Below are 18594 nucleotides of genomic sequence, written 5' to 3'. Positions count from 1 at the left end.
AAATGAAAATAAATAAATTTTTAAAAATAGTATTGTTTATCGCAGCAGCAGCTGTATTATTTACAGCATGTGCAAATAAATCACCTAAAAATGTAAAAAAAGTTGAAAAGCCAAAAGTTGAAAATATCAACAATGTACTAAATGATGCAAAAGTTTTTGAATATGATTCTAGACAAAAACTATATAGAAACAAATTTACACAAGAACAAAATCGAAATGACTTATTATTAAAATTCGGAAAACTTTGTTCAGATAAAAAGGGTAAGTTAGTTTATATAGATCATTTTATTAATAGAAGTTATGTAAATGCTTATGCTAATAATAAAGCTTATATTTGTGAAGTAGATAAGGCACCTTATTTTATTGCTCATATTGCAAGTCAAAATACTAATAGTTATTTCTCTATTAGTGTAGATGAAAAAGTAAAAAAAGAGTACTTAGACAAACAAAATGATATGGAATTTGAATCAAGTTTAGAAACAACAGTAGATTCAACACCCACTTCAGTACCAAATCCACCTGACTTTCTCATTTTTATCAAAAATCAATTTTTCTAAAAGTGATATCCCTTATTAAAGGGCTTTATAGACTATAAAATTCATAAAAGTGTGTGTCCTATAGTCTAAAACCTGCTACAATTTTAGTATGAGTTTACATATTAGACAGAAGAAAAATAGTAGTGGAACAATCAGTATTCAGATTATCGATAGAGTTCATAGGAAATATAAGGTTATAGAAACTATTGCTTGTGTAAAAAATGATTTAGATTTACAAATTTATTTAGATGTTGCAAATAAACGTTTAGAAGAACTGCGTCAACAAATGTATCCTACTTTATTTGATGAAAATAAAAATGAAGAGTTAATATTCATAGAACTTGGAAATAATGATTTAATACCAATAGGTGATGAATTAATCTATGGAAAATTATTTGAACGATTGGGATGTTCTAGTGTAGATTTGGATTGTAAAAGACTTCAGATGTTTAAAAATCTTGTTGTATCAAGATTACTGTATCCTGGTAGTAAATTATATTTGATTGATTATCTTGAATATTTTAAAAAAGAGAGTGTAGATAAAAATGCTATCTATAGATTTTTAGATACACTTTATGAAGAGAATTTAAAACTACAAATTGAAAAATGTGTATTTGATCATACTTATGCAAAAATGAACCAAACTATTGCATTTACATTTTATGATGTTACAACCCTGTACTTTGAATCTGAGAGTGAAGACGATCTTAGACGTATTGGATTTAGTAAAGAGGGTAAATTAGCACGTCCTCAGATACAACTGGGATTGTTTACAACACTACAAGGATATCCATTAAGCTTTGAGGTTTATGAGGGTAATAAATATGAGGGACATACTTTAGTTGATGTACTTAAAAAGTTTCAAAATAAATTTCAATTAAAAAATAAACCTGTAGTTGTAGCTGATAGAGGAATGCTAAACAATAATAATCTAGTATATCTTGAAAATAATGGATATAAATATATCCTTGCAGCCAAAATAAAAAATATATCAAATGATTTAAAAGAGCAAATATCAAACTTGATATTTTTAAATGATGGAGTAACTCATACACTTAAATTTAATAAAGATATACCATATACTGATGAGAATGACAATAAACAATCCATAAATATCAATCAAAGGTTAGTTCTTTCATATTCAACGGCAAGAGCTAAGAAAGATAAACATAATAGAGATAAAGCACTTGAAAGATTAAAGAAAAAAATTGAATTCTCAAAATCTATCACAAAAAAAGATTTAAAACTATCATACTATGCTAAATATCTTAACATCGATGATCATAAATGTGATATCACTTTTAATATCAATAATCAAAAAGTTGATAATGATTCAAAATTAGATGGTATAAAAGGTTTTATTACAAATGATTTTACACTAACACCAAGTGAAATTATAGAACACTATAATAATCAATATGCAGTAGAACAAGCATTTAGAATATCAAAAACTGATCTTAAAATCAGACCCATATACCATAGGCTAGAAACCAGAATAAAGGCTCATATTCTTATTTCATTTGTATCATACTCAATTTATAAAGAGTTTGATTCAAAACTTAAAGAAAATAATATTAAATTTAAATTCTCACAAAAACTTTTAAGAGATATAATTAAACATATGTTTGCACTTAGAACAAATGGAAAATTAGTCTACTTGAAATTTGATGAAATTCAACAACAAGTTTATAATGCAATTAAAAATAGTTAAAAAGTGTGTGTCCATATGAGAAAGTCAGGAAAATAGCTTTTTATATAAAGGTCAAAAAATAAAAGTTACTTTTAGTGCAGGTGTTGCGTTAAGAGGTAGTTATGACTCATATGAAAATACGCTACAAAAAGCGGATATGCTTTTATACCAAGCAAAAGAAAATGGAAGAAATAAAATAACTTTAGAAAATGGGATGGAAATTTAACCTAAAATGAAAATAAATAAATTTTTAAAAATAGTATTGTTTATCGCAGCAGCAGCTGTATTATTTACAGCATGTGCAAATAAATCACCTAAAAATGTAAAAAAAGTTGAAAAGCCAAAAGTTGAAAATATCAACAATGTACTAAATGATGCAAAAGTTTTTGAATATGATTCTAGACAAAAACTATATAGAAACAAATTTACACAAGAACAAAATCGAAATGACTTATTATTAAAATTCGGAAAACTTTGTTCAGATAAAAAGGGTAAGTTAGTTTATATAGATCATTTTATTAATAGAAGTTATGTAAATGCTTATGCTAATAATAAAGCTTATATTTGTGAAGTAGATAAGGCACCTTATTTTATTGCTCATATTGCAAGTCAAAATACTAATAGTTATTTCTCTATTAGTGTAGATGAAAAAGTAAAAAAAGAGTACTTAGACAAACAAAATGATATGGAATTTGAATCAAGTTTAGAAACAACAGTAGATTCAACACCCACTTCAGTACCAAATCCAAAATTTCAAGCGACACCTCCAAGTCAAGAAAGTTTTGAAGATGGGAAAAAAGAAAGAGAAGAAATTGAAAAAAGACAAAGAGCTAGAGAACAAAAAACTAGACTTTTATTTGATAAAAAAGATCAAACAACAATGACATTCTTTGATACGTGGAAACAAACAGGAGTAGATACACTTTGTTCTACTAAATGTAAAAGTATCAATAAAAGAAGTACTGGATTCACAACATTAAAAGAAGCTACAGATACTAAATGGCAAATTGTTTCTAAGATTGGTGAAACATCTGAAATGGTAGATAATACTTGCACTTGTACTGGTTCTTCTATTGTATTAAGAAAACTATCTAGTGAAAATCAAGCAAGTAAATAAAGAATCTTTCTTTATTTATTTGTGATTAAATTATATCTTTCTAACGATGATTACGCTAGCTTATAAAATATTTCCTAAAATACTATTTATATGATTAGATTTTAATCTTCTCCTGTCCAATCCTATATAATGAAAAATCGTACTTAATAGGATCTAAACTATCAAACTCTTTAAGTTTTTGTGTTATTAAAAGTGCTGATTTTAAATCATAACTTTGTCTATCTAAAAGTCCTAGTTTTTGAGAAACTTTAAAAGTGTGAGTATCTAAAGGTAAAATCAAATCTTTTTTATCAACACCACGCCAAAGTCCTAAATCTAAATTATCATCTCTTACCATCCAACGCAAGTACATATTCCATCTTTTATATGGAGCATTTCCCAACTCTTTTATTATTCCTTGCTTATCTCTTTTAAAAGGGCTAGAAATTAAAAAAGTAAAGCCTTGTGACTTATAGTTTGCAATATTGTGAATAGTTTGAATTAAAGCATCTATTCCTTCTAAAACGCTATTTTCTTTTTTATATGCATTTACAAATATACTATTTAAACTATCTATTTGTTTTAATCGTTTAAAAGTTTTAAAAATTGTTTTTATATCTTGGGAGTTTTGAAATCTATAATAAAAAGAGTCTAATTCCTTATCTATCATTTCATCACTTTTTTCAAGTAATGAAAATTCAAATGTATCTAAAAGTTTTACTATCAATCTTGCATTTCCATAGGCAAATAAAGCACATAAAAGAATTATAAATTCATCATCATATCTACTAGCTACTAAAAGTGGATCTGGCTTATCATATGTTAATTCTAAATTATTATTTCGTTGATTTACTTCATTATCTAAAAGCTCTTTTATCTCTTTATCTCTTTTTGTCATATCTTTCCTAAAATCTCTATACAAATATTTTTAGTTATAATAGCATTTCAAAAAAGTAAAATGGATTAAAATTATGCAAAATATATTAATAACGGGTTGTTCTTCAGGAATTGGATTACAAACAGCCCTTACTCTAAAAGAAAATAATTATAAAGTTTATGCAAGTGCTAGAAAAGAAGAAGATGTACAAATGTTAAAAGATTTAGGCTTTGAAACTTTTCAAATAGATGTTAAAAATAAAGAAGATATTTCAAATGCTTTTGAAACTATTATAAAAAATGATATAAAACTAGATGCAGTTTTTAATAACGCAGGCTATGGACAACCTGGTGCTGTAGAAGATTTAAGTGTTGATACACTTAAAGAACAATTTGATACAAACTTCTTTGGACTTCATGAAGTTACCTTACAAGCGATGAAAATATTTAGAACTCAAGGCTTTGGAAAAATCATCCAACACAGCTCTGTTCTTGGAATCATCTCTTTAAAATATAGAGGTGCATATAATGCAAGTAAATATGCAATTGAAGGAATAACTGATACATTAAGACAAGAAGTATTAGGAAGTAATATTTTTATTAGCACTATAAATACAGGGCCTGTTACATCAAAATTTAGAGAAAATGCTTTAATAAAATTCAATAAAAATATTCAAATAGAAGGAAGTTTTTTCGAAGAAGTTTATAAAAAAGAGTTGAAAGTTAGACTTGAATCAAATGATAACAATGCCCCTTTTAATCTTCCAGCTACTAGTGTAGCAAATGTAGTGCTAAAAATCATGCAAACACAAAAACCAAAGCCTAGATATTATGTAACAAAAGCTACTTATATTTTAGGATTTTTAAAAAGAATTCTTTCTACTTCTTTAATGGATAAATTATTAAATAAAATCTAATTTTTTATCATCTCTTTTGAGTTTGCAAGACCTTGAAGATAATCAGATATTTGTATTAAACAAAATGTGATTAAAAATATCATTAAACCAGGGAAAAAACTAACCCACCAAGCAATATCAATAACAGCCTTACCATCACTTAGTAAACTTCCCCAAGACATTTGGGGAGCATTTATACCAAGTCCTAAAAAAGAAAGTCCTGATTCTGCTAATATTGAACCACCTACTCCAAAAGTAAATGATATCAAAAAAATTGGAGCAAGTATTGGTGCAAAATATTTAAATATAATTTTAAATGTAGAAACATTAGATAATCTTAATATTTTTATGAAAGGTTTATTTCCAATTGCAAAACTCTCAGATCTAATTAATCTTGACATTCCCATCCAACCTGTAATTGAAATAACAATAATTAAAATCAAAGAAGAAGCTTGTATATAAGAAACCAATGCTAACAATAAAAAGAAAGTAGGAAAAGTTAAAAAAAGATCAATTACAATAGTAATGGTTCTATCAACATTTCCCTTAAAATATCCAGCTGTAATTCCTATAACTAATCCAAGAATAGAAGAAATAGAAGCTGCAAGAAAACCAATAATCAATGAAGTTTGACCGCCTTGCAATACTCTAGCTAACATATCTCTACCTAGTCTATCAGTTCCAAATAGATGGCTTAAAGATGGAGCTTCTAATATTTTACTGGGATCCAACTGATAAGGAGAAACCGTATAAAAAAAAGGCATTAGAAAAATAGTTAAAATAACTGTAATCAAGAGATATAAAGCTACTTTAAACATATATTTTACTCTTGTGTATAAAAATAATAAGAAAGAGCACTTTTACCAAATGTTTTAGTTTTATTAAGTGTAAATCTTCCTAAAACTTCTGGCATTTCAAGTGAGCTTACGTGCTCAATTATTACTATAAAAATATTATCTAATTCAATATTTCTTATCATATCAAATGATTGTACATATATATCATCCATTCCATCTCTATAATCAAAAGGAGGATCAACATATAAAACAATTTCATCTTTCGAAGATTTTAAAAAATCTAAAATTAATGGAGTCTGAACAAAAGTATTTGCTTGCACAGTTTGACATTTTTCCATTTCTACAGCTTTACAATTTTTTAACAAAATTTGATAAGAGTTTCTATCTTTTTCTATAAAATATGCTCTTTTTGCACCTCGACTAATAGCTTCTAATCCAATAGAACCACTTCCTGCAAATGATTCAATAAAAATTTTATCAATTATATCAAACTGTAAAACATTAAATAAGGACTCTTTTAATCTAGCTTTTGAACTTCTTGTTACATCCAAAGAAGGTAATTCTAAAATTTTTCCTTTATACTTACCTGCAATTATTTTTGTAGTTGGTCTATCACTTGCCATAAACTAGTCCTTTATCTAAAATTGTTTGATTATCTAGCATAACTTTCTGCTCTTAATTCTCTAATAACATTTACTTTTATTTCACCTGGATATTGTACTTTTTGCTCAATTTCTTTTGCAATTTCAGTTGCTAATAATATAGCTTCATCATCATTTACAAGTTCAGCTTTTACAATAACTCTAACTTCTCTACCCGCATTTATAGCATAAGCATTTAAAACACCTAATTTACTAGTAGAAATATTCTCAACTTCTTCTACTCTTTTTAAGAAACTTTCAAGTACTTCTCTTCTAGCACCTGGACGTGCCGCACTTAATGCATCAGCTGCACATACAGAAGCTGATTCTACATTTATAGGTTCTTCATGTCCATGGTGAGCATAAATTCCATTTATTACAGTATCACACTCATCATATCTTCTACAAATATCTGCACCTAAGTGTACATGTGAACCTGGCATTTCATGAGTTAAGGCTTTTCCAATATCATGTAAAAGACCTGCTCGTCTTGCTAGTATTGCATCTCCACCCATTTGCGCTGCAATTAATCCAGCTAAGTGCGCAACTTCAAGGGTATGAGCTAAGGCATTTTGACCATAAGATGCTCTATATCTTAATCTTCCAACAAGCTTAATAAGTTCTGGATGCATAGCTTTAATTCCAAGCTCAAGAACAACATCTTCACCCTCTTTTTGGATATTTTTGTCAAATTCAGATTTTACTTTTTTATAAATTTCTTCAATTCTTGCTGGTTGAATTCTTCCATCTTCTAAAAGTTCTTGGATTGTTCTTGTAGCAATTGCTCTTCTATATAAATTAAAAGATGAGATAGTAATCATATTTGGAGTATCATCTATAATAATATCAACTCCTAATAACATCTCAAGAGCTTTAATATTTCTACCTTCTTTACCAATAATTTTACCTTTTGTTTCTTCATCACTAATAGGCACATTATTAATAAGTCTTTCAGCTGCAAACTCACCTGCATATCTAGTAACTGCCATTGAGAACATGTTATTAATTTCATTTTTAGTGTTTTGTTCTGCAATTTTATATTTTTTTCTAAATATAGATGCTATTTCAGCACGTGAATCTTCTTTTACTTTTTTAAGCATTAAATCTTTTGCCTCAATCAAAGTTAAACCAGAAGCATTTTCAAGTATTTTTATAGCTTCATAAGTTTTCTCTTCATAAGTTCTTTTTTGTTGTTCAATTCCCTCTTTTAAAGTTGTTATCTTTTTATTTTTTTCAATTATTTCCTCTTTTTCAAGTCTAATAATTCTTAATTCTGATTCTAAGTGTTCGTTTAATTCTCTCTCTTTTTTTTCAATCTTAGAAAGCATTATGTCATATTCACGACGTGCGTGTTTAAACTCTTTATCACACTCAAATTTAGCTTTTAATTGAGCATCTTTTAGTGAAACCTCTGCTTCATGCTCAATAACTTTTGCTTTAGCTTTTGCTTGTTCAATAAAAACTTGAAATTTAGCTTTATCTAATTTTCTTACAACAAATATACTCATTGTAGAACTTATAACTCCTACAACGATACTAACAATTATGTATTCCATATTCAAAAACCTTAATTTGTAATTATATAATCAGCTTGAATATCGTAACAATCAGATAATACATGTTCACTTTTACAAAGTATTAATTGGGTGAAAATCATTGTTGGTTTATAATTTAATCTATCGAAAAATCTATCGTACATGCCTTTTCCATAACCTATTCTTTTATTTAATGCATCAACTCCTACCACAGGAATTATTGCAAGGTCAACTTTCGCAGGGTTAACAAAAGAATTGTTTGGTTCTTTAATTCCAAACTTTTTTTTATGCAAAGGAAGTCTGTACTTTACTATTTTAAAACTATCCCCTTGCATATATGGAACATATACACTCTTATTTCTCGATTTTCTTAAACTTACGATTAATGGTTTAACATCAACTTCAATACCCAAAGGTATATATAATAAAATATTTTTTGATCCACTTCGCTGTATAAATTTTTTTAATTCTCTAACAATAATTTTATTTTTATAATACTTCAAAAAGAGGCTTGTAAATTCTAATCTTTTTATGCACGATTTTCTAAAATCACTTTTGTGATAGTTTTTCATATTTAAGCCTCACTTGGGTAAAATTCCTACCCAACAAATAATTTTACCCAAAGGAATTAAAATGCAGTTTAAAACCATAGCATTTTTATCAATTTTATCTATTTTATTCTTTGCAGGGTGTGATTCTAAAGAAAATAAAGAAGATACTAATGAATCAAAAGTAGAAAAAGTAGAGATAGTTGAAAAAAGAACAGAATTTCAATTGAAAGCAACTGATAATTCAATAATAAATATAAAATTAGAAAATGATAAAATTATTGTAAAAGAGCATCCAGATAAAATGGTACTTTTAACTTTTTTTGCAACATGGTGTCCTCCTTGTAAAGTTGAAATCCCAAATCTTATTAAATTACAAGAAGATTACAGAAATGACTTAGTAGTGGTTTCTATACTTTTAGAAGAGATGAAAACAAATGAAGACATTTTAGCTTTTATAAAAGAGTTTAATATAAACTATACAGTTACAAATAGTCCAGATGGTTTTGAATTTGCAAAAGAAATTGGTGGAGTAAAATCTATTCCAACTATGTATCTATTAAATAAAGAAGGTACTATTTTCCAAAAATATGTTGGATTAGTTCCAAATGAAATGATGGAAATGGATATTAAAAAAGTATTACAAAAATAAAGGTAATTTATGTTTAGTTTTTTTAAAAAGAAAAAAGAAGATAGTGTTAAAAATGAAGAATTTTTAGAAGAAGAAAATATATCTGATTCAATAAAAAAGCATGAAGCAGATATTACGCCAATTAAAGAAATGTCTTCTGCAATTATAGAAGTGGTAAAAGAAGAAACTCCTCAAGAGAAAAAAAACTTTTTTTCAAGAGCATTAGAAAAAACTTTTGCAAGCATAAAAACTGTTGTTCCTCAAAAACAAGAAAAAATATCATTTGATGATATTCAAGAACTTCTAATTGAAGCGGATATGGAATATGAAATAATAGAAAAAGCTATGAATGGACTTCCTTCTGAAATTACTAGAAAACAACTAAGACATAGACTTGTAATGTTATTTGAACATGCACCAAAAGTTGATTTATCAAATTTACCTAAGCCATTTGTTAGATTAATTATTGGAGTAAATGGAGCTGGAAAAACTACCACTATTGCAAAACTTGCAAATATTTCTAAGAAAAATCAAAAAACAGTTATTTTAGGAGCAGGAGATACATTTAGAGCAGCAGCAATTGAACAACTTTCTACTTGGGCTTCAAAATTAGAGGTACCTATTATTAAAACAAAACAAGGTCATGATGCAAGTGCAGTGGCATATGATACAATAAGTGCTGCAATTGCTAGAGATATTGATAATGTTATAATAGACACAGCAGGAAGACTACAAACACAAACAAATCTAAACAATGAACTTAAAAAAATTGTTAAAGTTTGTGAAAAAGCAATGATTGGTGCCCCTCATCAAAAACTAATGATTTTAGATGGAACACAAGGAAACACTGCAATTGCTCAAGCGCGTGCTTTTAATGAAATGGTTGGAATCAATGGTATAATAGTAACAAAACTTGATGGAACAGCAAAAGGTGGAGCACTATTTTCTATTTCAAATCAACTAGAACTTCCAATATTCTATGTGGGAATTGGTGAAAAGCAGGATGATTTAATTGAATTTAGTCCAGATGATTTTGTTGATAGTTTACTTGATGAAATATATACAGCTGAAAAATAGATAAAGGGGTTAATTTGAGAGGGAAAAATAAATCTTTTATTGAAGATACAATTATACTTTTTGTTATTGGAATAATAATATATGCAGTTTATAGTTTCTTTTTTGCATCAGATGAAGAAGTAGAAATACAAAATGAACCAGCAGTGGTTGAGAGAAATGTTTCAACAGATTCACAAGTTGATAAAGATTCTATAAACAATGAAAAAGTTGCTGATGAAAAAATAAACGAAGATATTATTCAAACACAAAGAGAAAAACCAGTTCAAATAGAAGAAGAGACTAAAGATATAATTGAAGCTATACCTGATGATAAAATTGAAGTAAAAAAAGAAATAACAAAAGAAGTAAAAGAAACAGAAACTCCAAACTTAAGTGAAATAACAGACATTGAAATATTTTATAAAAGTATTGAAGATAAAATATATGCAAACATTGAAAGTAACGTAGATAAAACATTGATCAAAGATAATGCTTTTGTAAATATAAGAGTTACAATTTTAAAAGATGGAAGATATGAACAGCTAACTTTTATGGATGGAAGTAAAGATAATTTTGAACTTTTTAGATCTTCAATTACTCAAGTTTTTCCACTTAAAATTAATGATTCTTTAAAAGAGAATTTTCCAAGATATTTTAGAATGAAAATTGAAATTAAATAGTTAATTTCTCTTTTTGTTTTTAATTTAAACTCAAAAACTATATAATACTAGTAAAAGATAAAGGATTTAAAATGAACATTCAAAGCAGTACAAATACCTTGAACATTGCATTAAATACTTTTAATCAAAATAGTAATATAGAAAATCAAAATACCCAAAATGCAGCTGAAAAATCATTAGAAGAAATAGTAAATGAATCAGCAGTAAAAGTATCTATTTCAATGAATTCACAATATATACTTTATGCCATGGATGCACAAAGCACTACAAAAGATAATACTCTAACTCAAGCTGGTTTAAGTTCACAAGAACAAGATGTATTAGATTTTTTAAGTGGAAAAGAATCTCAAAGTGGAATGAATCTTGAGAATACAGGATATACAGGTAAACCTATAATTGAACTTTCTCAAGATGAAGCAAAAGAACTAGTAAGTGATGAGGGATATTTTGGAGTAACTCAAACTTCTAATAGGGTTGCTAATTTTGTATTTAGTTTTGCAGGTGATAATCTAGAAATTTTAGAAAAAGGACGAGAGGGGATAGTTAAAGGTTTTGAAGAAGCTAAAGAACTATTTGGAGGAGAACTTCCTGAAATATCATATAAAACACAAGAAAGAACATTAGCTTTGATTGATGAAAAAATAAAAGAGCCTGTAAAATAAACTGTGTAAACCACCAGTTGCCCTTTTAATCACTTTGTATATTTTTCCATAATTTCACTGAAAAATATGCAAAGTTGAGGATAAATCTCACTCCAATTTCTCATACTACTTTTCTCCCATTTTATTTGGACCTCCTGTGTTGAAAGATATAACATTTTAAAAGCTGAATCTATTGTTGGGAAAGATCCTTTTGATTTTCTCACACTTTGTGTTCGCTCTAAGCTATTCCTGACTTCCGCGATAACTCAATAAATCAATAATTTAAAAATATGAATCCCTAAATAAAGGGCTTTATAGGTAATAAGAAAACACTATTTGTGTGTCTCAAGGGTATATTTGTTAAAATTTCTTTATGAATTTAAGAGTTAGAAAAAAGAAAAATGCTAGTGGTAGTATAAGTGTTCAAATATTAGATAGAACAAATAGAGGATACAAAGTAGTTGAAACTATTGGTTGTAGTTTTGAAGATCTAGAGATTGAAAAATTTTATGAAAAAGCTCTTGTAAAAATCAATGATTTATCTCAAAATCTTTTTGCAAATAAAATATCAGAATCAAATAAAAAGATACTACTTAAAGAACTACTTTCAAGTTTAAATACACAAGACTTTATTCCAATAGGTGATGAGCTTATATTTGGAAAATTGTTTAATAATATTGGATGTAATGATTTATTTAAAGATATAAATACAAAAAATATTAGGAATAAAGAGGATAAAAACTTTTTGTTTAAAAGTTTGGTGATTTCAAGATTATTATATCCAGGGAGTAAACTTGAACTTATAAACTATCTAAGTTACTTTAAAAATATTGATATAACAAGTGATAAAATATATAGATTTTTAGATACTTTGTACCAAGATGAAATAAAATCAAAAATAGAGACCTGTGTATTTGAATATACAAAAAATATAATGAAAGGTGAAATAGTATTAACCTTTTATGATGTAACAACATTATACTTTGAGAGTGAGAGTGAAGATGATCTTAGACGTATTGGATTTAGTAAAGAGGGTAAATTAGCACGTCCTCAGATACAACTAGGATTGTTTACAACACTGCAAGGATATCCATTAAGCTTTGAAGTTTATGAGGGTAATAAATATGAAGGCCATACACTAGTAGATATACTCAAAAAATTCCAAGAGAAATTTGTTCTTCCAAATAAACCTATAGTTGTAGCTGATCGTGGAATGTTAAATAATGCAAATATAGCTTATTTAGAAGAGAATAATTATAAATATATTTTAGCTGCTAAAACAAGAAGTATCGCAAGTGATTTAAAAGAAAAAATCACAAATCTAACATTTATTGATGATGGTACTATTCATACACTAAAATTTAATAAAGATATATCCTATAAAGAAAAAATAGATGAAGATACTAGCGTTTCAAAATCAATAAATGTAAATCAAAGATTAGTGCTTTCATATTCATTCAAAAGAGCAAAAAAAGATAAGTACAATAGAGATAAAGCATTGCAAAGATTAGAAGAGAAAATAAAGACTACAAAAAATATCACAAAAAAAGATTTAAAACTATCATACTATGCTAAATATCTTAATATTGATGATCATAAATGTGATATCACTTTTAATATCAATAATCAAAAAATAATTGAAGATCAAAAATTAGATGGTATCAAAGGATTTATAACAAATGATTTTAATCTTACAGCAAATGAAATAATTGAACACTATAATAATCAATATGATGTAGAACGAGCTTTTAGAATCTCAAAGACTGATCTAAAAATAAGACCTATTTATCATAGACTAGAAACAAGAATAAAAGCTCATATCTTAATTTCGTTTGTATCTTATGCAATCTATAAAGAGTTTGAAAGAAAATTAAAACTAAATGATGTTAAATTTGATTTCTCACAAAAATTTTTACGCAAAATTATTGAGCATATAATTGCTGTAAAAATAGATGATGAAATAATACCTATTAATCCATCTGAAATACAAAAACAGATTTTAGATATTATTTGAAATTTCAAGATATTGATTTGTGTGTCTTATCGCGGAAGTCAGGAGGATAAATCTCACTCCAATTTCTCATACTACTTTTCTCCCATTTTATTTGGACCTCCTGTGTTGAAAGATATAACATTTTAAAAGCTGAATCTATTGTTGGGAAAGATCCTTTTGATTTTCTCACACTTTGTGTTCGCTCTAAGCTATTTTTCTTTTTATAGTTGAATTTAATGACTCAATTGGATTTGTCGTATAGATTAATGTTTTTATTGCTTGTGGATATTTAAAAAAAGTTGTAAGTTCATTCCAGTTATTTAACCAAGATTGAGCAATATGAGGATATTTTTGTCCCCAAATATCATTAAACTCTGTAAGTGCAAGTTGTGCATCTTCTTCTGTTGGTGCTGTATAAATTGTTTTTAATTCACGTGCCACTGCTTTCCTATCTTTCCAAGAAACATAACGTAAAGAAGAACGAATCTGATGAACTATACATCTTTGTATTTCAGCTTTTGGATAAACAGCTTGAATTGCTTGGTTAAATCCATTTAATCCATCTATTGCAAAGATAAGCACATCTTCTACACCTCTATTTTTTAATTCATTTAAAAGTGTTAGCCAATATTTAGAAGTTTCATTTTCACCTATCCAAATCCCTATAATATCTTTTTTACCATCAAGTGTAATTCCTAGCATTATATATGCAGCTATATTTTTTACTGCTCTATCAACTCTTATTTTTAATACTGTGGCATCCATAAAGATAATTGGGTAAATTGATTCTAGAGGTCTATTTTGCCACTCTTTTGCCTTATCTAAAATAGCACTAGTAATATTTGAAATTGTTTGTTCTGATAGCTCATAGCCGTATAAATCATCTAAGTGTGATTGAATATCTCTTACACTCATTCCTTTTGCATAAAGTGAAAGTATTAAATCTTCACTACCTTTTAAAAGTCTTTCTCGTTTAGGAACTAATTTAGGTTCAAATGTTCCATCTCTATCTCTTGGTATTGAAACATCTACTTGACCATATTTTGTTTTTAATGATTTCTTATTATGTCCATTACGATAATTTGGATTATCAGACTCTTGATGTTTATCATAACCAAGATGGGAGGTTAGTTCTTCTTCACTTGCAGTTTGTAATGATTCTCTAAGAAGGGATTTAAATTCATCTAAAATACCATCTAATGATATCTCTTTCCCTTCTCTAATTTGTCTTCTTAATTCTTCTTTATTTAATATATTCATTTGTAAATCCTTGAATTAAACAATTCATTAAATAGATATTTTATTCTATCTAATAAATTGATATTTCTGAATTTACACAGTTATTTTTACACTACCAAATAAACTCACTAAAAGAAAATCAATAGTTTTCTTTTAGCTGTATATATTTTAGTATATTTTACTTATCTAAAAAATGTACTAATTTTTCTAAAATATCTCTCAATATCCTCAAATGAGTGACTTCCACCCTCTTCTATTATTAATTCTGTATCTTCTAACTTTTGAGCGGCTTCACTAAAATCTAAAACCTCATCATCTTCTTGTAAAAGTGTAATAAAATTTTCAGGTGTTTTAATAAAATCTACTTCATAGTTTTTTAATGATTTTATATGATTTGCATTAAACTCAAATCTTGAACCATCATAATAATTTGTAACAAAATCAACACCTTCATATCTATCAAGTGTTCCCCATGGATTTACAGCTGGGTTTATTAAAACTGCTTTTAAATCATATTTATTTGCTAGATACAAGGCATAAAAACCACCTAATGAAGAACCTATTAAATTAACCTCTTCATCTATACTAACAAAAGCTTCAATTAATTGCTCTAGTGTATTTATTGCTAAATTTGGAATAGTTGGAAGAGAAATTGTTATTATTTCGTCCTCAAAATACTCTTTAAATTTTTCTGCTTTTGAACCAAATCCTGAACTTGCAAATCCGTGAATATATATTATCATTTTATTTTTTTCCCAATTTATTATTATATAATTTTAGAATAATACAATAAAAGGATTGATAATGAAATTATTTTTAAAAATTATGCCATTATGTCTTTTATCTTTAAGTCTAAATGCAGAGGTAATCTCAGGGTTTATTGAAAATGATGTTGTAAATGGTGAAGACAAACATTATACAAATGGTGCTGCTTTTACTTATCTTAGTAACAAAGATACAAATAACTTAGATAAGTATGATAATAGTTTTTTTAACTTAGTATCAAAAATTCCTACATTTAACAATGATACAAAATATCAAACATTAGGAATGACTTTATCTCATCTTACATTTACTCCTGATGACATAAAGAATACTAATAAAATTATAAATGACCTACCTTATGCTGGAGTAGTGACTGTAGATTTTATTTTATATAAATGGGAAGAGGATTTTTTTCATCAATATATGGTGACTTTAGGAATGATAGGACCTAGTTCAGCTGCAGAAAATTTTCAAAAGGTATATCACAACATAACAGGAAACAATGAATCAAAAGGTTGGAACAATCAATTAGAGAATGATTTCTTATATAACTTCTCTTATTCTTATGGATACAAAGCTTTTAAACACGAATTCTCTTATGGAAAAATGGATATTATAAACAACTTTAGAGTTGATGTGGGAAATTATAATAGAGCATTAATGGCAGGTTCAACAATTAGATATGGAAATAATTATCCAAATAACTTCAATACAATTGGAAAAGTTATTGGAGCTAATGAAAACAAACTTTTAAATCTTGATTCAAAATCAAATAAAAGCTTTGGATGGTCTGTATCTTATGGATTAGGATACTCATATACAGACTACTTCTATATTACTAATTATGATAAATCTTATGGATTAAATAAGTTAAAAGATACTATTGTTCAAGTAATATCTTATGATACATATTTTGACAACCTTGTTTTATCTTTTACTTATAAAACCTCTAAATTTGTATCAATAAATAATAAAAGCGAGTATGAAAATTGGGGAGGAGTAAGTTTAGCTTATCTATTTTAGATTTGCTAACTCTTCTCTTAGAGCATTTCTTGAAGCTTTATCCACAAGATTAAAGATATCATCAATCTCATCTTTTAAGCTACTTTTTTTATGCCCTTTAACTTTAATAAAAACTAGATTTAAATTATCAAGTGCTTTAAAAAAAAATTTATATAAATCATGATTATTTATCAATTTTCCTTTTGATGATATATAATCATTTAATTCTAATTTTTTTCTTCTATTTTCTAAGCCTATTATATTTTGACAATCAGTATAAATTTCTATAAGTGTATTTGAGTCATTTTCTATTTCATCTAAAGCCCAAAGTAATGTTTGAAGTTCAAGTTTAGTTGAACTTGTATCCTCAAATCTTTTTGTTTTTATATTTTTTTTCATCTCATCTAAAAAAATATTTTCATTATCTAAAAGTAGAAAAGCAGCGAAACCTATTTTTTCTTGGGGATTTACACTTGAATCTGTAAATAATTTTATTTTTTTCATAAAAGATTGTATAGTTTTTTACATTACAAAATGTCATATTTTAGAAAGCATATAAAAAATTTGATTATAATTTCTTCATATATTTAAAAGGTTTTATTATGGCAAAGAAAAAAACATCACTTTTTGAGTGTCAACACTGTGGAGAACAAGCTACAAAATGGCTTGGAAAATGTCCAAATTGTGGCTCATGGGATTCATTTATAGAACTAAATCAAGAACAGCAAGAGGTTTTAAAGCATAGTTCAAAAATAGTAAATACAACTTCAAAAGCTGTTCCAATTACCCAAATACAACAAGACAACGTAACTAGATTTTCATCTTTTAATGATGAATTTGACTTAGTTTTAGGTGGAGGAATAGTTCCTGGAAGTTTAACCCTAATTGGAGGAAGTCCAGGAGTTGGGAAATCTACCTTGCTTTTAAAAGTTGCTGGAAGTATTGCAAAATCTGGGAAAAAAGTACTTTATGTTTCAGGAGAAGAGAGTGCTGGACAGATTAAACTGCGTGCTAATAGATTAGATGCAAATCACGATAGTTTATATTTATTAAGTGAAATAAAACTTGAAGAGATACAAGATGAACTTCTTAGAGAGAATTATGAAGTTTGCATTATTGACTCAATTCAAACTATTTATTCATCAAATCTATCAAGTGCCCCTGGAAGTGTGAGTCAAGTTCGAGAGATTACTTTTGAGCTTATGAGAAAGGCAAAAGAGACAGATTTAGCCATGTTTATAATTGGACACATCACAAAAGATGGAAGTATAGCAGGTCCAAGAGTTTTAGAGCATATGGTTGATACTGTTTTATATTTTGAAGGAGAAGCAAGTAGGGAACTAAGAATGCTAAGAGGCTTTAAAAATAGATTTGGTTCAACTTCAGAAATTGGTATTTTTGAAATGACAGCAGAGGGATTAATAAGTGCAAAAGATATAGCTTCAAAGTTTTTTGATAAAAGTAAAGCTCAAGCAGGCTCTGCACTTACGGTTGTAATGGAAGGGAGCAGAGCTATTATTTTAGAAGTTCAAGCTCTTGTAACTGAAAGTACTTATCCAAATCCAAAAAGAAGTGCCACAGGTTTTGATGCAAATAGACTTACTATGCTTCTTGCACTTCTTGAAAAGAAAATTGATTTACCACTAAATAACTACGATGTTTTTATAAATATAAGTGGTGGGATAAAAATCAAAGAGAGTTCAGCAGATTTAGCTGTAATTGCTGCAATTATATCATCATATAGAGATAGACCTATTTCAAAAGAATCAGCTTTTATAGGAGAGGTTTCATTAACAGGTGAAATCAAAGATGTTTATTCAATAGATTTAAGACTAAAAGAAGCACAAGCGCAAGGTATGAAAAAAGCTGTTATTGCTCAAAAAACAAATCTAAAACTTGATATCAAAACATTTGCCGTTGATGAAGTTTCAAAAATGATTGAATTATTTTAGAATTTATGTGTATCTAAAAT

At 27.3% G+C, this 18594-nt stretch carries 19 protein-coding genes and 1 pseudogene; 12 read left to right on the top strand and 8 right to left on the bottom strand.

The features are described 5' to 3' along the window. Positions 1-2: 2 nt before the first annotated feature. The 4 genes and pseudogenes from AACT_RS05875 (at position 3) to AACT_RS05860 (ending at position 3343) form a co-directional block, all read left to right on the top strand. Complete coding sequence (locus AACT_RS05875) at positions 3-557, top strand: hypothetical protein (RefSeq protein WP_172125863.1); 555 nt, start codon at positions 3-5, stop codon at positions 555-557. Positions 558-645: 88 nt separating this feature from the next. Then, positions 646-2247, top strand: coding sequence for an IS1634 family transposase (locus tag AACT_RS05870; protein WP_172124149.1), 1602 nt, complete (start codon positions 646-648; stop codon positions 2245-2247). A 40-nt stretch (positions 2248-2287) separates the two neighbouring features. Then, a pseudogene (locus tag AACT_RS05865) lies at positions 2288-2452 on the top strand (diguanylate cyclase domain-containing protein); the annotation flags it as partial. 6 nt (positions 2453-2458) lie between these two features. Continuing rightward, the gene (locus tag AACT_RS05860; RefSeq protein WP_172125861.1) at positions 2459-3343 is read left to right on the top strand and encodes a hypothetical protein; all 885 of its coding nucleotides are present in this window, start codon (positions 2459-2461) and stop codon (positions 3341-3343) included. Between the two features lie 94 nt (positions 3344-3437). Here AACT_RS05860 and AACT_RS05855 read toward each other — a convergent pair whose 3' ends face one another. After that, positions 3438-4220, bottom strand: coding sequence for a TIGR02757 family protein (locus AACT_RS05855; RefSeq protein WP_172125859.1), 783 nt, complete (start codon positions 4218-4220; stop codon positions 3438-3440). Positions 4221-4293: 73 nt separating this feature from the next. Between AACT_RS05855 and AACT_RS05850 the strand changes: the two genes are divergently transcribed. Continuing rightward, positions 4294-5115, top strand: coding sequence for an SDR family NAD(P)-dependent oxidoreductase (locus tag AACT_RS05850; RefSeq protein WP_172125857.1), 822 nt, complete (start codon positions 4294-4296; stop codon positions 5113-5115). Here the strand turns inward: AACT_RS05850 and AACT_RS05845 are convergent. The 4 genes from AACT_RS05845 to AACT_RS05830 are packed head-to-tail and all read right to left on the bottom strand — an operon-like array spanning position 5112 to position 8639. Further along, positions 5112-5912, bottom strand: coding sequence for an ABC transporter permease (locus AACT_RS05845; protein WP_172125855.1), 801 nt, complete (start codon positions 5910-5912; stop codon positions 5112-5114). The genes AACT_RS05850 and AACT_RS05845 overlap by 4 nt on opposite strands. A gap of 5 nt (positions 5913-5917) precedes the next feature. After that, a complete protein-coding gene (gene rsmD / locus AACT_RS05840; RefSeq protein ID WP_172125853.1) occupies positions 5918-6514 on the bottom strand; it encodes a 16S rRNA (guanine(966)-N(2))-methyltransferase RsmD in 597 nt (198 codons plus the stop codon). Positions 6515-6543: 29 nt separating this feature from the next. Further along, the gene (gene rny / locus AACT_RS05835) at positions 6544-8088 is read right to left on the bottom strand and encodes a ribonuclease Y (RefSeq protein ID WP_172125851.1); all 1545 of its coding nucleotides are present in this window, start codon (positions 8086-8088) and stop codon (positions 6544-6546) included. 11 nt (positions 8089-8099) lie between these two features. Continuing rightward, a complete protein-coding gene (locus AACT_RS05830; RefSeq protein WP_172125849.1) occupies positions 8100-8639 on the bottom strand; it encodes a 5-formyltetrahydrofolate cyclo-ligase in 540 nt (179 codons plus the stop codon). Positions 8640-8700: 61 nt separating this feature from the next. Between AACT_RS05830 and AACT_RS05825 the strand changes: the two genes are divergently transcribed. From AACT_RS05825 to AACT_RS05805, 5 genes are all read left to right on the top strand, one after another. Continuing rightward, a complete protein-coding gene (locus AACT_RS05825; RefSeq protein ID WP_172125847.1) occupies positions 8701-9267 on the top strand; it encodes a TlpA family protein disulfide reductase in 567 nt (188 codons plus the stop codon). A 129-nt stretch (positions 9268-9396) separates the two neighbouring features. Then, positions 9397-10323 (top strand): signal recognition particle-docking protein FtsY, encoded by a 927-nt coding sequence (gene ftsY / locus AACT_RS05820; RefSeq protein ID WP_228720566.1) that lies wholly within the window; start codon positions 9397-9399, stop codon positions 10321-10323. Positions 10324-10337: 14 nt separating this feature from the next. Next, complete coding sequence (locus tag AACT_RS05815; protein ID WP_172125843.1) at positions 10338-10982, top strand: hypothetical protein; 645 nt, start codon at positions 10338-10340, stop codon at positions 10980-10982. 71 nt (positions 10983-11053) lie between these two features. Then, positions 11054-11644, top strand: a complete 591-nt coding sequence (locus tag AACT_RS05810) for a hydrogenase-4 component G (RefSeq protein ID WP_172125841.1) — start codon at positions 11054-11056, stop codon at positions 11642-11644. A gap of 352 nt (positions 11645-11996) precedes the next feature. Then, positions 11997-13637, top strand: a complete 1641-nt coding sequence (locus AACT_RS05805) for an IS1634 family transposase (RefSeq protein ID WP_172125626.1) — start codon at positions 11997-11999, stop codon at positions 13635-13637. A gap of 183 nt (positions 13638-13820) precedes the next feature. On the opposite strand, the gene AACT_RS05800 is transcribed toward AACT_RS05805, so the two are convergent. Both AACT_RS05800 and AACT_RS05795 read right to left on the bottom strand, forming a co-directional pair. Continuing rightward, positions 13821-14876: an IS256 family transposase gene (locus tag AACT_RS05800; RefSeq protein ID WP_172125839.1), complete on the bottom strand. Its 1056-nt coding sequence runs from the start codon at positions 14874-14876 to the stop codon at positions 13821-13823. Positions 14877-15037: 161 nt separating this feature from the next. Beyond that, positions 15038-15598 carry a YqiA/YcfP family alpha/beta fold hydrolase gene (locus tag AACT_RS05795; protein WP_172125837.1) on the bottom strand — a complete coding sequence of 187 codons (561 nt, stop codon included), beginning with the start codon at positions 15596-15598 and terminating at the stop codon, positions 15038-15040. A 61-nt stretch (positions 15599-15659) separates the two neighbouring features. Here AACT_RS05795 and AACT_RS05790 point away from each other — a divergent pair, with 61 nt between their 5' ends. Beyond that, on the top strand, positions 15660-16643 hold the full coding sequence (locus AACT_RS05790; RefSeq protein ID WP_172125835.1) for a lipid A deacylase LpxR family protein: 984 nt from the start codon (positions 15660-15662) through the stop codon (positions 16641-16643). Here the strand turns inward: AACT_RS05790 and AACT_RS05785 are convergent. Next, positions 16635-17126 (bottom strand): ribonuclease HI, encoded by a 492-nt coding sequence (locus AACT_RS05785; protein WP_172125833.1) that lies wholly within the window; start codon positions 17124-17126, stop codon positions 16635-16637. The genes AACT_RS05790 and AACT_RS05785 overlap by 9 nt on opposite strands. A gap of 98 nt (positions 17127-17224) precedes the next feature. On the opposite strand from AACT_RS05785, the gene radA reads away from it, so the two are divergent. Continuing rightward, positions 17225-18574 (top strand): DNA repair protein RadA, encoded by a 1350-nt coding sequence (radA, locus tag AACT_RS05780; RefSeq protein WP_172125831.1) that lies wholly within the window; start codon positions 17225-17227, stop codon positions 18572-18574. The last annotated feature ends 20 nt before the right edge of the window (positions 18575-18594 follow it).

Origin of the sequence: Arcobacter acticola (genome assembly GCF_013177675.1) — a bacterium.
Taxonomy (GTDB): domain Bacteria; phylum Campylobacterota; class Campylobacteria; order Campylobacterales; family Arcobacteraceae; genus Aliarcobacter; species Aliarcobacter acticola.
The sequence above is the reverse complement of the archived record's forward strand: the minus strand, read 5'-3'. Positions and strand labels throughout refer to the sequence as shown.

Bases quoted from the DNA above. Each gene is read 5' to 3' on its own strand.
- AACT_RS05875 (WP_172125863.1), top strand. From the start codon at position 3: ATGAAAATAAATAAATTTTTAAAAATAGTATTGTTTATCGCAGCAGCA.
- AACT_RS05870 (WP_172124149.1), top strand. From the start codon at position 646: ATGAGTTTACATATTAGACAGAAGAAAAATAGTAGTGGAACAATCAGT.
- AACT_RS05860 (WP_172125861.1), top strand. From the start codon at position 2,459: ATGAAAATAAATAAATTTTTAAAAATAGTATTGTTTATCGCAGCAGCA.
- AACT_RS05855 (WP_172125859.1), bottom strand. From the start codon at position 4,220: ATGACAAAAAGAGATAAAGAGATAAAAGAGCTTTTAGATAATGAAGTA.
- AACT_RS05850 (WP_172125857.1), top strand. From the start codon at position 4,294: ATGCAAAATATATTAATAACGGGTTGTTCTTCAGGAATTGGATTACAA.
- AACT_RS05845 (WP_172125855.1), bottom strand. From the start codon at position 5,912: ATGTTTAAAGTAGCTTTATATCTCTTGATTACAGTTATTTTAACTATT.
- rsmD (WP_172125853.1), bottom strand. From the start codon at position 6,514: ATGGCAAGTGATAGACCAACTACAAAAATAATTGCAGGTAAGTATAAA.
- rny (WP_172125851.1), bottom strand. From the start codon at position 8,088: ATGGAATACATAATTGTTAGTATCGTTGTAGGAGTTATAAGTTCTACA.
- AACT_RS05830 (WP_172125849.1), bottom strand. From the start codon at position 8,639: ATGAAAAACTATCACAAAAGTGATTTTAGAAAATCGTGCATAAAAAGA.
- AACT_RS05825 (WP_172125847.1), top strand. From the start codon at position 8,701: ATGCAGTTTAAAACCATAGCATTTTTATCAATTTTATCTATTTTATTC.
- ftsY (WP_228720566.1), top strand. From the start codon at position 9,397: ATGTCTTCTGCAATTATAGAAGTGGTAAAAGAAGAAACTCCTCAAGAG.
- AACT_RS05810 (WP_172125841.1), top strand. From the start codon at position 11,054: ATGAACATTCAAAGCAGTACAAATACCTTGAACATTGCATTAAATACT.
- AACT_RS05805 (WP_172125626.1), top strand. From the start codon at position 11,997: ATGAATTTAAGAGTTAGAAAAAAGAAAAATGCTAGTGGTAGTATAAGT.
- AACT_RS05800 (WP_172125839.1), bottom strand. From the start codon at position 14,876: ATGAATATATTAAATAAAGAAGAATTAAGAAGACAAATTAGAGAAGGG.
- AACT_RS05795 (WP_172125837.1), bottom strand. From the start codon at position 15,598: ATGATAATATATATTCACGGATTTGCAAGTTCAGGATTTGGTTCAAAA.
- AACT_RS05790 (WP_172125835.1), top strand. From the start codon at position 15,660: ATGAAATTATTTTTAAAAATTATGCCATTATGTCTTTTATCTTTAAGT.
- AACT_RS05785 (WP_172125833.1), bottom strand. From the start codon at position 17,126: ATGAAAAAAATAAAATTATTTACAGATTCAAGTGTAAATCCCCAAGAA.
- radA (WP_172125831.1), top strand. From the start codon at position 17,225: ATGGCAAAGAAAAAAACATCACTTTTTGAGTGTCAACACTGTGGAGAA.